Origin of the sequence: Streptomyces sp. 71268 (assembly GCF_029392895.1) — a bacterium.
Lineage (GTDB): Bacteria > Actinomycetota > Actinomycetes > Streptomycetales > Streptomycetaceae > Streptomyces.
Genome location: NZ_CP114200.1, coordinates 723,927 through 738,655 on the forward strand (window position 1 = coordinate 723,927; position 14,729 = coordinate 738,655).

Below are 14,729 nucleotides of genomic sequence, written 5' to 3' on the forward strand. Positions count from 1 at the left end.
CACCGCCTGGCCGGGGTACGGACGGCGCCGTCGAGACCGTCCGTACCCCGGCCAGGGAGGGGGTCAGCCGATCTTCAGGAGGATCTTCCCGCCGATCCCGCCACGCAGCGAGCGGAGGGCGTCGAAGACGCCCTCAAGGGGCAGTTCCCGCACCCAACCGGTGGTGTCGTAGAACCCGTCGGCCATGGCCGCGATGACCGCGTCGAACTCCGCCGGCCGGTATCCGACCGCGCCGACGATCTCTGTCTCGGCCATCATGAGTTGGGTGGGTTGGAGTTGTGTCGGGTGCTCGTGCAGCGCGGGAACCACGAGCCGGCCGCCGGGAGCGAGGCCCGCCAGGGCGGAGGAGAGCGCCGGGCCCGCACCCGCGGCGTCCACCGCGATGTCCACACCGTCACCGCGCGTAAGCGAGGCGACGGCGGCCGGAAGGTCCTCGTTCACCGGGTCCACGACCCGCGCTCCCAGAGCGGACATGATGGCCCGGCGGTCCGCGCTCGGCTCGGACACCAGCACCTTGTCCACACCGCGCGCCTTGAGCGCGAACCAGGAGCCGATGCCGATCGGGCCGGCGCCTGCGATGAGCGCCGTGCCGCCCGGTTCGACGCCGCTGCGCGAGACGGCATGCCAGGCCACCGCCATCGGCTCGACGAGCGCCCCCATCCTCAGGTCCACACTGTCCGGCAGCAGGTGCAGCTTGGTGGCATCGAGGGTGACGTACTCCGCCAGGCCGCCGCCGGTGACGTTGGAACCGAGCGAGCCCATCAGCGGGCAGGAGAAGGGCAGGTTCTTGCGGCACGCCGCGCACGTGCCACAGGAGACCGCGAGCGGGTAGACGGCGCCGCGGTCGCCGACACTCACGTCCGTCACCCCCTCGCCGACCTCGACGACGGTGCCGGAGAACTCGTGGCCGAGGATCTGCGGCAGCGTGGCGCCAGTCAGGGGATGCGGCTCGTCCAGGGCGAACGGCAGCGACTCGGGGTAGAAGAAGAAGTGGAGGTCAGAGCCGCAGATGCCGGCGTAGGCGTTGCGCAGCTTCACCTGCCCGGGGCCCGGGGTTGGCTCCGGCACCTCCTCGATGCGGAGGTCTTCCTTGCCGTAGAACCGGGCTGCCTTCATTGTGGTGCTCCTTTCCTGACGGTACGGGAATCGCCGGCCACTGTGGTGGGACCGGCGCGCACCGCCTCGCGCGTTGGGAGGGCGTGCCCCGTTCGGTAGTCGTGGGCTGGTGGCGCACCCTCGTCCGCATACCGCACGTGCGCTGTATCGCGGCCGTGGGACATCGGACCAGCCGACCGTGTGCGCGCCCGCCGCGCGGTTGCGTTCTCCGTCCGCCATCGTCGCGCGCGCTGATGTCGCGGGCCCACCGCCGGACGCGGCTGATTCAACGGGTTCTGCCCGCCGTTCGCGCGGTCAGGGGCACGGATGGGTTCGGCGCCTTTCAGGGAACAGGACGCCCATGGGCGGGACTGCCCGCCGCCGTCAAGCAGCACCGGCCGCGGCACGGCCGCTCGGCTGGCCGCAGCCCCCTGGGCTCGGCCCTCCATGGGGCGGCCCTGGACCCTCGCACCAGGACGATGTGCTCGAACGGCGGGTTGATCGGCTGACATCCGCGGCGAACGGCGGTGCCCTGCTCCGGTGCCCCCTGCCCACCATGGACGCGGCTCACCGGCGGACTGTGAGCGGTTGGACGAGGTGAAGGGGCACATCATGGACTGGCCGGCAGGTGAAGCCGCGTTCGTCACGGGCGGGGCGTCAGGGATTGGCCTCGGCGTCGCACGGGCGCTCGTGGCCGCGGGCGCGAAGGTCGCGCTGAGCGATGTCGACGAGGGACGGCTCGCCGAGGCAGCCAAGGAACTGACGGACGCGGGCGGAACCGTGACGGCCGTACGGCTCGACGTGAGCGACGAGAAGAGCTGGGCGACGGCGGCCGACCGGGCCGAGGAGGCGCTCGGGCCGATCTCGATCCTGTGCAACGTCGCCGGCGTGAACGGCGGCGGTCCGATCGAGGAGACGCCGCTCGAAATCTGGCGGTGGGTGCTCGCGGTGAACATCGACGGCCAGTTCCTTGGCGTGTCGACCTTCCTGCCCCGGTTCAAGGGCCGCGGCACCCGAGCCCACATCCTCAACACGGCCTCGATCTCCGGACTGGTGCCGATGGCCAACGTGGGGGCCTACACCGCGTCGAAGTTCGCCAGCGTCGGCTTCACGATGGTGCTGCGCGAGGAACTGTGTGACAGCAACGTCGGAGTCTCCCTGCTCATCCCCGGGACCGTCGCCACCCGCATCAACTTCACCGCCGGCGAGGCTGAGGCCAGACTGCTCGGAAGGCAGCTGAATCGCGAGGTCACCGAGGCCAACCACGCGGTACTCGCCGCGGGCGCCGACCCCGACCGCGTCGGCGAACAGGTCGTCGAAGCCATCCAGGGCAACCAGTTCGCCATCGTCACCCACCGTGAGTGGGGAACGCTGGCCCGCCGTGCGCACGCCGAGATCGAGGACGCCTACGAAGCGTTCGACGGGCGCCACGGACCGGACCCGACCGCTCAGATGCTGGCCGGGGGCACGAACCCGGTGACGAGCTGAGCGGGCCCTGATCGCGGCCGGGCACCGGCGTCGTGATCACTCCCCGCGCTCCGCCCCTCGCCCGCGGGCCCTCTTCGCCGTGACCGCGCCGTTCACCTGCCCCCAGCTCAGGAACAACCCATGACCGCGCCGTCCCTGGCCACGCGTGGGTCGCAGGCCTGCTGGAGAGCTGATCAGACCGGGGTGAAGAGGGGGCGGTAGACTGGCTGGCTGAGCGAGGGAGGGCAGATGCAGGAACTCCTCGAACGGCTCACCGCCCTCGACCCCGAGGCCAGCGAGAGCTTCAGGGTCGTCTCGTACTTCGACACGCTGGTCATCGCGGGGGCCGGTCCCGACGCCCTGCTGCGCGGCGCCGCCGCGCTGTCTGGAGTCGTCGCGGGAGCGGACCGGCGCGGGCGAATCGACCGCCGTGCCCCCGACGGTCGAACACCCCGGACTGAGTGCCTTGTCCGATCGCCGCAGCGGGCGTGCTCGGTGGGATCGGTATGGCTGGAGCGTAGCGGCGACCCCCACGCCAACGACGAGATGATCGTCGAACGTCTGGCGTTGTCGCTCGACCTCGTCGAAGCGCGACGCAGCCCCGTCAGCGGCCTCGAATTCGTCTTCGACCCGGCCCGTACCGTCGCCGAGCGGACCACGATGCTGGCCAAGCTGCGCCTCAAGCCGGGGTCAAGGATCCGGATCGTGGCGACGCGACCCGACGCACCCGCCACCACCGCGGCGTCCGCCGTCCTGCCGACCAGGTACGGAATCGTGCGCGCGACCCTGTGCCGCACCGCGCAGGAGCCGCCGTCGCGGCCCGCGGGGCTCGGCCAGTGGGTGCGAGCCGACCACGCGCCCGACTCGTGGGACGGCGCCGTGATCGCGCTACGGCTCACCGAAGCTTCGGCCCCGGTCGTGGATGCGACCGACCTTGGCGCACTCCTGCTGCTCGCCCGGGCGCACGATCCGCAAGAGCCGCATGAGGACATCAACTCCCTCGCCCGCCTGGACGTCCGCTCCACCCAGGTACTGCGGGCCCTCGTCGAAGCGGACAGCCTCCGGTCCGCGGCCGCCCAGCTCGGTATGCACCACTCCACCCTCCAGGCGCGGCACGACGCACTCACACGTGAACTCGGATACGACCCGCGCACCGCGTCGGGCAAGGTCCGCTACGCGGCCGCCGAGTTCCTCCTGCGGCTCACCGACCTCCGCACCACGCCCCGCCCCGCCGGGGCCCGGACCTCGTGAACGGGAACTGCCGAGGCATCGCCGCCTCCCACGGTTCTCAACTCCTGCTCGGAAGCCGACCCGCATCCGGGACCAGGTGTTCGACTACCTCTACCTGACAGACAAGCGCGACGGCGCGTCCTTCGAGACCGAGGACGAGACGGTGATCGTCACCCTGTACAGGGCTTGTCGGCAGGAGAAGGCCGACAGGCAGGTGTTCCACACCAGCCGGGCCGCCGCCCTCGCCTGCCACCGCGGACTCACCATGGGAAACAGCCTCTGAAGGCGTGCGTGGCCCGGGCTTCCCGGACCGTGCGACGTGAGCCGCGGAAGCGGGACGCTTGGACGGAGTGCGGATGGGGCACCGTCCGTTTCGAGCCCGACAGCGGCCGCCACTCATCGGCCACTGCCGGGCTCGTGCACCGCGTCGTTCCCGTCCCCACGGTCCGACGCGGTGCCCGGGGATGCGCGGCGTTCCGCTGTCGCCGGCATCCCCGGGGTCTTCATGGACTGGACGCGTCAGACGCGCGCCGGCTCGCGCTCGGCGTCCGGGTCCTGAGCCTCGGCGTTGAGGTGCCTGGTCAGGGCCTCGCCCTCCACGTCGACGTTGGGCACGGCCTTGTCCAGCCACTTCGGTAGCCACCAGGCGTGCCTGCCCAGGAGGGCGAGGACGGCCGGGACGATGGTCATGCGGACGATGAAGGCGTCCACGAAGACGGCGAAGGCGAGGCCGAAGCCGATCATCTTGACCATGGCGTCGTTGGAGCCCATGAAGCCGGCGAAGACGCTGATCATGATGATCGCGGCCGCGGTGACGACTCGGGTCCCGTGCTGGAAGCCGGTGACGATCGCCTGCCGGGGGCTCTCGCCGTGGACGTACGCCTCGCGCATGCGGGTGACCAGGAAGACCTCGTAGTCCATGGCCAGGCCGAAGACGACGCCCACCATGAAGATCGGCATCATGCTCATGATCGGGCTGGTCTGTTCGACGCCGATGAGGTCGGCGGCCCAGCCCCACTGGAAGACCGCGACGACGGCACCGAGTGCGGCGAGCACCGACAGCAGGAAGCCGAGGGCCGCCTTGAGCGGGACCAGGATCGAGCGGAACACCAGGATCAACAGGAGGAAGGCGAGGCCGACGACGAGACCCAGGTATGGGACGAGCGCGTCGTTGAGTTTCTCCGACACGTCGACCTTCATGGCCGTCTGGCCGGTGACCATGACGTTGGAGCCGGTGTGGTCACGGATGTCGGCGAGCAGGTCCTCGGTCCTGGTGCTGTCGGGTGCGGACTTCGGGACGACCGTCAGGATGGCGGTCTTGCCCGCCTTGTCGTAGGTGGCCGGGGTGACGGCCGCGACGTTCTCCAGACCGGTGATGGTCTTGCTCACCGCGTTGGCCTCGCTCTTGACAGCGCCGCCGTCGGCCGACGTGTCGACGGTCACGAGCAGGGGGCCGTTGGCACCGGGGCCGAAGCTCTCGGAGAGCATGTCGTACGCCTTGCGCTGGGTGGTGCTGGTGGGCTGCTCGCCGTCGCCGGGCAGGCCCATCTTGAGGCTGGCGACGGGCACGGCGATCACGCCGAGGGCGACCACGGCGGTGAGCAGGACCGTGACCGGCCGGCGCAGGACGAAGCGGGCCCAGCGGGTGCCCATGTTCGGCTTGCCGGCCTCGGGGGCCGTGTTCGGTGAGTGGAGTCGGGCCTTGCGACCCAGGACGCGCTGGCCGGCGAAGCCGAGGAGTGCCGGGATGAGGGTGAGCGCGATGATCACCGCGATGGTGACGGTGCCGGCGGCTGCCAGGCCCATCTTGGTGAGCATCGGGATGTCGACGACGGTCAGCCCGGCGAGCGCGATCACCACGGTCAGGCCGGCGAAGACCACCGCGGAGCCGGCGGTGCCGGTCGCGAGGCCGGCCGCTTCCTCCCGGTCGCGGCCCTCGGCGAGTTCGGAGCGGTAGCGGGAGACGATGAACAGGGCGTAGTCGATACCGACCGCGAGGCCGATCATCGAGGCGAGGGTGCTCGTCGTGCTGGAGAGGTCGAGGACCTCGGTGAGCGCCATGATCGAGGCGACCCCGATACCGACCCCGATGACCGCGGTGAGCAGGGGTAGGCCGGCGGCGACGAGCGAGCCGAAGGTGATCACCAGGGTGAGGGCGGCCAGGGCGAGGCCGATGATCTCGGCGGAGCCGGTCTCTGGCATCTCGGCCATGGCCGGGCCGCCGGCCTCCACGGTCAGTCCGGCGTCCCGGCCTTCCTCGAGGACCTGGTCGAGCGTGTCCTTGGAGGCGTCGGACATGTCGTTGAACTGCACGGTGTAGGAGACCGACACGTAGGCCGTGGTGCCGTCCTCACTGACGGCGCCGGCCGCGAACGGGTCGACAACGGTGGCGACCTGCTTGTTGCCGTCCCCGAGTGCACTCACGGCCGCCTCGACGACCCGCTTGTTGTCCGACGCGGTGATCTTCTCGTCGCTCGGGGCGCGGAAGACGATGTTCGCCTGGGCGCCGTCCGCGTGCATGGCGGGGAACCGCTGGTCCAGCAGGTCGAACGCCTTCTGCGCCTCGGTGCCGGGGATGGAGAAGCTGTTGTTGCCGGTGGTGTTGGCGCTCGCCGCGCCCACCCCGACGACGGCGAGCAGGGCCACCCACAGGAGGGCGACGAGCCGTCGGCGGCGGAAGGAGAACCGTCCGATTTTGTAGAGGAATGTAGCCACGGGGAACTGCTCCCAGTCAGGTCGTGGATGTGCGAAAGGGCGTGGTGAACGAGCCCGACGACGAGAGCGGTACGCGTCAGGTGAGGTTGGGGGAACGGTGTGGGTGCGGTGTCGTACGACGCTGTACGAACAGTCAGGCACCGAGGGCGGGGAAGACCACGGCGTCGATGTAGTGGGTGAGGAAGGCCCGGTCGGCCGTCTCGTCCTCGATGAGCTGACGGGTGATCAGCGCGCCCAGCAACATGTGCGGCACGAAGGGCAGCGCGGGCGAGTCCGCGGCGATCTCACCCCGCTCCACCGCCCGCGCGAGCAGCGCGTCGAGGCCGGTCAGCTCAGGGTCCACGAGGAGGTCACGCAGGGCCTGGAGCAGTTCGGGATGGGTGTGCACGGCCTGGAAGAGGCCGCGCATGAGCAAGGCGTCCTTGACCATCTGCCGGTCGTCCATCTGCGCCACCATCGTCCGGAAGTCGCCCCGAAGGGTTCCGGTGTCGATCTCGGCGAGGGCGGCGGGCTGCTGATGGCGCAGCGCCACGGCGACCAGCTCCGCCTTGCCCGCCCACAGGCGGTAGAGGGTGGCCTTGCTGCACTGGGCCCGGGCGGCCACGGCATGCATGGTCAGGGCCTCGTAGCCGAACTCCCGCAGCAGGTCGAGAACGGCCGTGTACAGCTCCGCCTCGCGCTGCGGCGTCAACCGGCTGCGCCGGCCCGGCCCCGCCGAGGCCGCTGATGTCTCTCGCGTGGTCGTCGTCGCCATCAGCGCCTCCATCGAACGGAACCGTTTCGTACACAAGGAGGCTATCCCCGACACTCATAAATACGAAACCGTTTCGGTAGTGAAATGAGTCACGGGTGGGCCCGTCGCCGACGGAGCGGGGGTCGGCGCCTGCGCGCACGGCCTGGGAAACTGGGGGGCGAGCAGATCTGGAAGGGGCATACATGGCCAGCACCTCGCCGACCGCCGCGAAACCGGGGCGTCCCCGCGACCCGGGCGCGGACGCCCGGATTCTGCGCGCGGTCGTGGACGAACTCGCCGAGGTCGGCATCGCCGGCTTCCGCATCAACTCCGTAGCCGCGCGCGCCAAGGTCGCCAAGCGGACCCTCTACTCCCGCTGGCCCGAACGCGACGACCTGATCCTGGCGGGCCTGTCCACCTTGTCCGTACAGCTGGAGCCGCCCCGCACGGGCAGCCTCGCGAAGGACATACGGCTCCTGTACGAGACCCTCGCCGAGGCCCTGGACAGCCCCCGCTGGCTGATCGGGGCCCGCTGCTCCTTCGAGCTTCCCGACCACCCCGAGCTGTACGCGACATTCCACCGTGACTGCATCGACCAGCCGCTGGCCGTTATCGAAGACGCCCTCTTCGATGCCCAACGACGCGGTGAACTCCGCGCGGACGTCGACCGATCCGTGGCCGCGGAGTCCCTCGCCGCGTCAATCGCCATGTTCAGCTCGCACATCGCCCGCATGCGTGGTGTGAACGCGCACGAGGTTCGCGACCGGTATCTCGACGTGTTCCTGCACGGGTTGTGCGCCAAGGGGGAACGCCCTGGGTCGGACTAGGACACCACTTCAGTTGACGTGATCTCGCGGCAGTCCGGGATGATGACCGCCGCGCTTGTTGAGCGGATGGCGCCGGAGGACTGGTGTGAACTGTTCCAGCGGAAGGTCCCACCATCTCCGGAACGACCGCGGGCCAGGGACGGCGCCGGCGATGTCACCGAAGAGTTCCGGGCCGGCCTTCGCGCGCCAGCACACGCCATGCCCGTACTGAGTTGGTGCCGAGTCCAGCGGTTGGAGCCTCGCACCAGCCCGGCCGCCCCTCCCCGCGCCGTCCCGACGCGCGGCTGGGCGGACTTGACCTCACCCCTCGCCGAGACCCTCGAACCAGGCCGGGCCCTCGCTCAGTGCCATCTTGATCCGTGAGGTGGCGAACTCCTCCAACTCCGGCAGGGCGTCCAGCTCGAACCAGCCGACCTCCAGGTTCTCGTCGTCGTTCACGCGTGCCTCGCCACCGACGGCGCGGCAGCGCAGGCAGATGTCCATGAACTGGCAGATGTCGCCGTTGGGGTAGGTGATCGGCTTCTCCTGGCTCTGCACCAGGACCAGGCGTTCGGGCACGCAGTGCACCGCCGTCTCCTCGTACACCTCCCGCACCGCCGTGCGCGCCGGTTGTTCGCCCGGCTCGGAGATGCCACCGATGATCGACCAGCGGCCGTTGTCCACCCGGCGGGCGAGGAGCACCCGGCCCTCGTCGTCGAAGACGATGGCGCTGACAGCGGGCAGGAAGAGCAACTGCTGGCCGATGCTGGCCCGCAACGTGCGGATGAAGTCAGGGGTAGCCATGGGCCGAGCGTATGCCCTCGGCCGGCCTGTCCGGACGCGGGGTGATCCTCCCGCACCCGCGCTACGCGGGGGGCCGCGTCCTCGCTCGGGCCACGGCCCGGGCGGCGCCGCCCCGGCAACCCGCGGCGCGCGATAACGCGGCGCGTGCGGCGCTCGTGGGACTCGCGCGCCGGCCTCGGTGCGCGGGCGCGCGCACCGGCGCCGCATCGTTTCTGCGCAGGATGTCCACAACCTCCCCCGCACCCGCTACGGTGGGCCAAAGTCCTTGCCCGCAGGCGACGTTCGTCCCGCCGCGCGGTGCCCGCTTCGACTCGGGGGGGTCGACGGGATGGTCTCTTCAGCCGTGTCTCCTGTGCTCACGACGCGCCATCGGTCCGACCGCGCCGGCGTGGTGGTCCTCGGCTTATGCGCCGCCTGGGCGCTGTTGTGCGCGGCCGGTCGCCCCGCGCGGCCGGAGGGCGTGCTGCTCGCCGTCCTCGCGGTGGCGGCGGGGTACGCGGGCGGCCGGATCGTCGGGGCGCTGTTGCCGGTGGTCGCGCCCGCGGCGGCGGCCGTGGTCGGCCTGGGGCTCGTGCTGGCGACCCCGCACTCGGGGGAGCCCGGCACACCGGGACCCGCGGGGCTGCTCGTCGCGTACACCGCGCTCGCCGTCGGCGCAGCCTGCTGCGCGGCCTGGGCCAGCACGTCCACGCCGGCGCGCGTCGGCGCTGCCCTGCTCGCGCTCGCCGTCGTGGCCGCCGCCTTCGGCGTGGGCTCGGTACCCGGCGGCCTGGCCGGGACGGCGATCGCGCTCTTCTCGTGGGTGGCGCGGCGGCCCCGGCGGCTGCTGGGCCTCGTCGGGTTCGCCCTGTGCGCCGCGCTGGCCGTGGGCACCTCCTGGGCCACCGCCGAGCGCGCGCTGCCCGCCGGCCTGTCCACCTCGCTCCAGGGCCAGCTCACCGAGGAGCGGGTGCACCTGTGGCAGGACGCGATCGACATCGCCGCGAGCCATCCGGGGCGCGGCGCGGGCCCCGGCCGGTTCGCCGAGCTGAGCCCCACCGCTCGGCAGACGGCCGAGCCGGCCAGCCGCCCGTACTCCGCGCCGTTCCAGCAGGCCGCCGAGCAGGGCGTGCCGGGCGTCGCGCTGCTCGCCGCCGCCTTCGGCTGGATGCTGTACGCGCTGCGCTGCTCGTCCCGTACGACCCCGGTGGTGCTCACCGCGGGGGCGGCGCTGACCGCGCTCGCGGTGGCGGCGGCCGTCGGCAACGTGCTGAGCTTCTCCGAGGTCACCGCGGGCGCCGGTTTGCTGGCCGGGGTGGCCACGGCGCACCTGGTCAGCGAGGACGCGAGTGCGCGCAGGGAGTGCGCGGCCCACGCCTGACGGCTCGGCGGCTCGGCAACGACCCGGGCGGCGGCGGGGCGGCGGAGGCTAGGCCGGTGAGGGGTGGCCGGGGTGGCCGTCGCGCAGCCGGAGGCGGGCGCGGATGACGCGTACGGCGGCCTCCGCGTCGTCGACGGTCACCGTGAAGGTGCGGCCGTCACCGAGCCTGAGCACCAGCCCCTCGCCGCGCCGGACGACGACGGCGGTGCCCTGGTCGGGCCGCCAGCGGTAGCCCCAGCCGCCCCAGTGGCACGGGGTGACCCGGGGCGCGAACTCGGCGCCGATCACCTGTTCCAGCGGGATGCGGCAGCGCGGCAGCCCGATGTGCCCGCAGCGCACCTCCAGGGCCTCGGCGTCGACGCGGACGGCGACGTGGACGAAGGCGAGGGTGCCGAAGAGCATGAGAAGTCCGGCGGCGACGCAGCCGATCACCGACATCAGCAGCGGGGCCAGGCCGGAGGTCCACGCGGAGTCGACGGCCAGTTGGATGCCGAGGGCCACGCAGGCCGCACCGACGGCGGCCAGCGCCCACTGGAGCCGGTTGGTCGCGCGCCCGGTCCATACCTCGGCGTGCTGCCCGGCTGCCCGCGGCGGCTCGTCCTTGGAGTGGTGCCTCATGCTGTGCAGCCTACGCTCGGCGCCGCGCGCGGGCAGAGAGGTCGAGTCCCTGACGCCGCCCGCGCCGCCGGCGTGCCGCAGGCGCGTTACCGGGCCCGGCAGCGCTCTCCCGCCCAGGTCAGGCCCAGGTCAGACGGCCCCCACGCGCACGAGCTGGCCGCCCTCGGGATAGGCCAGCGCCTCGGCCGGCAGCGCCGACTCGCGCCCACTGAGCAGCACCGTCAGGGCCCCGGTGGGGGCCGCGTCCGGGGCGGGCTGCGCGCCGATGCGGCGCAGCGCCTGCGCGGCCACCGCGGCGGCGGAACCGAAGAGCGTCACCGGCTCGGCGGCCTTGGCCTGGACGGCGGTCCGGATGCGGTCGGCCAGCAGCTCGTAGTGGGTGCAGCCGAGCACGACGGCGCGTACGCCCGGTGGAGTGAGTCCGGCCGCCGCGCCGACGGCGGCGTCGATGCCCTGCTCGTCGGCGTACTGCACGGCGTCGGCGAGGCCGGGGCAGGGCACTTCGGTGACGCTGACCTGGGCGGCGAACTCGCGGATCAACCGGGTCTGGTACGGGCTCCCGGTGGTCGCCGGTGTGGCCCAGATGGCCACCGGGCCGCCGCCGACGGCGGCCGGCTTGATGGCCGGCACGGTGCCGATCACCGGGAGCGCGGGCTCCAGCTCGGCGCGGAGGGTGGGCAGCGCGTGCACGGACGCGGTGTTGCAGGCGACGATCAGCGCGTCGGGGCGGTGCGCGGCGGCGGCCCTGGCGCAGGCCAGCGCGTGCGCCGTGATGTCGTCGGGGGTGCGGGGGCCCCAGGGCATGCCGGCGGGGTCGCTGGACAGGACGAGATCGGCGTCCGGGCGCAGCCGGTGCACGGCGGCGGCCGCCGCCAGCAGGCCGAGGCCGGAGTCCATGAGCGCGATCTTCACTGCCGTACCGCCTCGCCTACCGGTCCGTCGCTGGGTGGGCCCGGCCGCTGTCGCGGGCGGCGGCGCGTGGGCCCCGTGCGGCACGCCACCTGAGCGCGGCACCCGGTCACTTTAGTCGATGGGCCACCCCGCCCCGCCGGCGGACGCGGGCCGGGCCACGCGCCGGACGCCGGCCGGACACGTCGGGACACGTCCGGACACCGGCCCCCGCTCGGTCCGCGCTGGCACACCGGCGCACCGGATCGCGGGCGATGCCCCCGTACACGGCGTTCACTGGGGCAGACTGCGAGGGGTGAGCGCGCTTACCTGGATCGCCCTGGCCTCGCTGGCCGCCTGGGCGTGGCTGCTGCTGGGGCAGGGTCTCTTCTGGCGTACGGACATCAGGCTGCCACCGCGTGGCGCGCCGGCGGACGGGGCCTGGCCCACCGTCGCCATCGTCGTCCCCGCGCGGGACGAGGCGCAGGTACTGCCGATGAGCCTGCCGTCCCTACTGGAGCAGGACTATCCGGGCCGGGCCGTGGTCTTCCTGATCGACGACGGCAGCACCGACGGCACCGCGAAGACCGCGCGCGTGCTGGCCGCCAACTGCGAGCGGGGGCTGCCGCTGGTGGTGGCCTCGCCCGGGGCGCTGGAGCCGGGGTGGACCGGCAAGCTGTGGGCGGTGCGGCACGGCATCACCCTGGCCAGGGCCCAGCTCGCGCCGGAGTACCTGTTGCTGACCGACGCGGACATCGCGCACGAGCCGGACAGCCTGCGCGAGTTGGTGTGCGCGGCTCGCTCGCGCGACCTCGACCTGGTCTCGCAGATGGCGCGGCTGCGGGTGGAGACGGTCTGGGAGCGGCTGATCGTGCCGGCCTTCGTGTACTTCTTCGCCCAGCTCTACCCGTTCCGCTGGGTCAACCGGCCCGGGGCGCGGACGGCCGCGGCGGCCGGTGGCTGCGTGCTGTTGCGCGCCGACGCGGCCGAGCGGGCGCGCGTTCCGGAGAGCATTCGCCAGTCGGTGATCGACGACGTGGCCCTGGCGCGCGCGGTCAAGCGCGCCGGGCGGGGCCCGGCGCCGCACGGCGCGGGGGCGTCGGCGGTCGAGCCGGGCGCGCGCGGGGCCGGTGGGCGCGTGTGGCTCGGCCTCGCGGAGCGGGTGGACAGCGTGCGGCCGTATCCGCACCCGCGCGAGCTGTGGCGGATGGTCTCGCGCAGCGCGTACGCCCAACTGCGGTACAACCCGGCGCTGCTGGTGGTGACGGTGGTCGGGCTGGCGGTGATCTACCTCGCTCCCCCGGTGGCGGTGGGCGTGGGGATCGGGCCGGGCGGGCGCGTGCTGTGGCTGGCCGGAGGGCTGGCGTGGGCGGTGATGGCCGGCACGTTCGTGCCCATGCTGCGCTACTACCGGCAGTCGCTGTGGTGGGCGCCGCTGCTGCCGCTCATCGCGGCGCTGTACCTGCTCATGACGGTGGACTCGGCGATCCAGCACTACCGGGGCCGGGGCGCGGCCTGGAAGGGGCGCACCTACGCCCGTCCCGAGGCCGCGCCGTGAGCGCGGCGGGGCGCTGGAAGCGCCGCCCCGCGCACCCGTCCGGGCCTGGTGTCACTTGCGGCCCGGCGTCCAGTTCATGCCCCAGCCGTACGCGCGGTCCAGGGTGCGCTGCGGGCTGACGCCCCGGTCGGGCACCAGGTAGCGGGCCTCGCGCTGGACGACGAGGTCGCCGTTGTTGTTGGTGATCAACGCGAGCGCGCAGACGTTGGAGGGCACGGTGCACTCGTCGAGCGAGAAGTCCACCGGCGCGCCGTGCTGCGGGCTGAGGGTGACGGTGGCGTTGAGGTTGGCGAAGCTGCGGGCGCCCTCGTAGATCGTGACGAAGACCAGGATGCGGCGGAAGAGGTCCTTGGCGTCGAGGTTGATCGTCAGGTTCTCGCCCTCGCTGCGCGCGCCGGTGCGGTCGTCCGCGTCGAGGTGGATGAAGGGCGGCTGGTGCAGGGCGCCGAAGGAGTTGCCCAGTGCCTGTACGACGCCCTTGCTGCCGTCCGCCAGCTCGAAGAAGGCACCGAGGTCCAGGTCGAGGTCGGAGTGCAGGGCCATCACCTTGCCCAGCTTCTGGCCCCAGCTCTTGAACTGCTTGTGCTCCTGCCAGTTGAGGTTGACCCGCATCGAGCCCGAGGTGCCGCCCTGCTTGGTGAGCGAGACGGTGGGCGCGTCCTTGGTCAGCGTGACCTTGGTGAGCCGTACGGGCCCGCCGGCGGGGGCCGGGGCCGCGGGTGCGGCGGGCGGCGCGGGCGCGGCCGGGGCGGTGGGCGGGGGCGGCAGCGGGGCGGCGGGCGCGGTGGGCGGCGGGGGCGGGGCGGTCACGGGCGCCGCGGCGGGGGCGGGGGTCGCGGCGTCGGCGGGGCCGGGCTGCGGCTCGTCGACGGTGATGCCGTAGTCGGTGGCCAGGCCGCCGAGGCCGGTGTCGTAGCCCTGGCCGACGGCGCGGAACTTCCACGCGCCCTGGCGCCGGTAGAGCTCGCCGAGGACGAACGCGGTCTCCACGGAGGCGTCGTCGCTGTCGAACCGGGCCAGTTCGGCCCCGCCGGCGGCGTCCAGCACTCTGATGTGCAGCCCGGGCACCTGCCCGAACGTCCCGCCGTCGGCGGACGCGGCCAGCACGATGGTCTCGATGGCCGGCTCGACCTGGCCCAGGTTCACCGACAGGCTGTCGGTGACCTCGGCGCCGGTGCGCTTGCCCTCGTGCCGCACGGCGCCGGAGCTGTGCTCAGCCTGGTTGTAGAAGACGAAGTCCGCGTCGGAGCGGACCTTTCCGCCGGCCAGCAGCAGGGCCGACGCGTCCACGTCAGGCACTCCCGCCCCGCCGCGCCAGCTCAGTTCGATCCGTACCGCCGAGGCCGGCACGGGCACGTTCATGCCCTTGCGCATCGTCATGTTCCCCCACTTTCCTTTCACTCACCGGACGCCAAGACACAGGACAACTGCCGGCAACCCGTCCAGAACGCGCTC

13 protein-coding genes and 1 pseudogene are annotated in these 14,729 nt (G+C 72.7%); 7 read left to right on the forward strand and 7 right to left on the reverse strand.

Annotated features, from left to right (window positions below; all coding sequences use genetic code 11):
- Positions 1-63: 63 nt before the first annotated feature.
- Entirely contained in the window at positions 64-1,116 is a 1,053-nt protein-coding gene (locus tag OYE22_RS02460) for a 2,3-butanediol dehydrogenase (RefSeq protein ID WP_277318852.1), read from the reverse strand.
- Positions 1,117-1,692: 576 nt separating this feature from the next.
- On the opposite strand from OYE22_RS02460, the gene OYE22_RS02465 reads away from it, so the two are divergent.
- The 3 genes from OYE22_RS02465 (at position 1,693) to OYE22_RS02475 (ending at position 4,075) form a co-directional block, all read left to right on the forward strand.
- Positions 1,693-2,583, forward strand: a complete 891-nt coding sequence (locus tag OYE22_RS02465) for an SDR family oxidoreductase (protein WP_277323952.1) — start codon at positions 1,693-1,695, stop codon at positions 2,581-2,583.
- A gap of 228 nt (positions 2,584-2,811) precedes the next feature.
- Positions 2,812-3,813, forward strand: a complete 1,002-nt coding sequence (locus OYE22_RS02470; protein ID WP_277318853.1) for a hypothetical protein — start codon at positions 2,812-2,814, stop codon at positions 3,811-3,813.
- A 76-nt stretch (positions 3,814-3,889) separates the two neighbouring features.
- Positions 3,890-4,075: a hypothetical protein gene (locus OYE22_RS02475; RefSeq protein WP_277324437.1), complete on the forward strand. Its 186-nt coding sequence runs from the start codon at positions 3,890-3,892 to the stop codon at positions 4,073-4,075.
- 236 nt (positions 4,076-4,311) lie between these two features.
- Here the strand turns inward: OYE22_RS02475 and OYE22_RS02480 are convergent, their stop codons facing one another.
- Both OYE22_RS02480 and OYE22_RS02485 read right to left on the reverse strand, forming a co-directional pair.
- Positions 4,312-6,507 (reverse strand): MMPL family transporter, encoded by a 2,196-nt coding sequence (locus tag OYE22_RS02480; RefSeq protein ID WP_277318854.1) that lies wholly within the window; start codon positions 6,505-6,507, stop codon positions 4,312-4,314.
- Positions 6,508-6,640: 133 nt separating this feature from the next.
- Positions 6,641-7,261 (reverse strand): TetR/AcrR family transcriptional regulator, encoded by a 621-nt coding sequence (locus OYE22_RS02485; protein ID WP_277318855.1) that lies wholly within the window; start codon positions 7,259-7,261, stop codon positions 6,641-6,643.
- Between the two features lie 182 nt (positions 7,262-7,443).
- Between OYE22_RS02485 and OYE22_RS02490 the strand changes: the two genes are divergently transcribed.
- Entirely contained in the window at positions 7,444-8,067 is a 624-nt protein-coding gene (locus OYE22_RS02490; protein WP_277318856.1) for a TetR/AcrR family transcriptional regulator, read from the forward strand.
- 42 nt (positions 8,068-8,109) lie between these two features.
- A pseudogene (locus OYE22_RS02495) lies at positions 8,110-8,219 on the forward strand (IS5/IS1182 family transposase); the annotation flags it as partial.
- A gap of 148 nt (positions 8,220-8,367) precedes the next feature.
- Here the strand turns inward: OYE22_RS02495 and OYE22_RS02500 are convergent.
- Entirely contained in the window at positions 8,368-8,850 is a 483-nt protein-coding gene (locus OYE22_RS02500; RefSeq protein ID WP_277318857.1) for an NUDIX domain-containing protein, read from the reverse strand.
- Between the two features lie 343 nt (positions 8,851-9,193).
- Here OYE22_RS02500 and OYE22_RS02505 point away from each other — a divergent pair, with 343 nt between their 5' ends.
- Positions 9,194-10,210 (forward strand): O-antigen ligase family protein, encoded by a 1,017-nt coding sequence (locus OYE22_RS02505; protein ID WP_277318858.1) that lies wholly within the window; start codon positions 9,194-9,196, stop codon positions 10,208-10,210.
- 48 nt (positions 10,211-10,258) lie between these two features.
- On the opposite strand, the gene OYE22_RS02510 is transcribed toward OYE22_RS02505, so the two are convergent.
- Both OYE22_RS02510 and OYE22_RS02515 read right to left on the reverse strand, forming a co-directional pair.
- Positions 10,259-10,828 carry a hypothetical protein gene (locus OYE22_RS02510; protein WP_277318859.1) on the reverse strand — a complete coding sequence of 190 codons (570 nt, stop codon included), beginning with the start codon at positions 10,826-10,828 and terminating at the stop codon, positions 10,259-10,261.
- A gap of 129 nt (positions 10,829-10,957) precedes the next feature.
- Entirely contained in the window at positions 10,958-11,740 is a 783-nt protein-coding gene (locus OYE22_RS02515; protein ID WP_277318860.1) for an aspartate/glutamate racemase family protein, read from the reverse strand.
- Positions 11,741-12,032: 292 nt separating this feature from the next.
- Between OYE22_RS02515 and OYE22_RS02520 the strand changes: the two genes are divergently transcribed.
- Complete coding sequence (locus OYE22_RS02520) at positions 12,033-13,274, forward strand: glycosyltransferase (RefSeq protein WP_277318861.1); 1,242 nt, start codon at positions 12,033-12,035, stop codon at positions 13,272-13,274.
- A 51-nt stretch (positions 13,275-13,325) separates the two neighbouring features.
- Here the strand turns inward: OYE22_RS02520 and OYE22_RS02525 are convergent, their stop codons facing one another.
- On the reverse strand, positions 13,326-14,648 hold the full coding sequence (locus OYE22_RS02525; RefSeq protein WP_277323953.1) for a TerD family protein: 1,323 nt from the start codon (positions 14,646-14,648) through the stop codon (positions 13,326-13,328).
- Between the last annotated feature and the right edge of the window lie 81 nt (positions 14,649-14,729).